Annotated in this window: 1 protein-coding gene; it reads right to left on the bottom strand. The window is 54.6% G+C overall.

The window, feature by feature from the left end; genetic code table 11:
• Nucleotides 1-273: sigma 54-interacting transcriptional regulator (locus FDX22_RS31015; RefSeq protein WP_370317171.1), on the bottom strand; the 273-nt coding region annotated here is incomplete at both ends.

The raw sequence follows: 273 nt of genomic DNA, 5'->3' as shown, positions 1-273 counted from the left end.
TACGCTCGGCCAGCGCTGGGATCTTCAGACTCACCACGTTGAGGCGATAGTACAAATCCTCGCGAAATTCTCCCCGAGCCATCGCTTTGGGTAAATCGCGGTGGGTCGCAGAAACGATCCGCACATCAATGTCGATATCGCGGTTACTTCCCAGCGGTCTGACTTTTCGTTCCTGCAATACGCGAAGCAGTTTCACCTGTAACGGTGCAGGCATATCGCCAATCTCATCGAGAAAAAGCGTGCCGCCTTCCGCAGCCTGAAACAGCCCTTCAC

It is taken from the genome of Citrobacter sp. TBCS-14, from assembly GCF_005280805.1.
GTDB lineage: Bacteria > Pseudomonadota > Gammaproteobacteria > Enterobacterales > Enterobacteriaceae > Citrobacter > Citrobacter gillenii.
The sequence above is the reverse complement of the archived record's forward strand: the minus strand, read 5'-3'. Positions and strand labels throughout refer to the sequence as shown.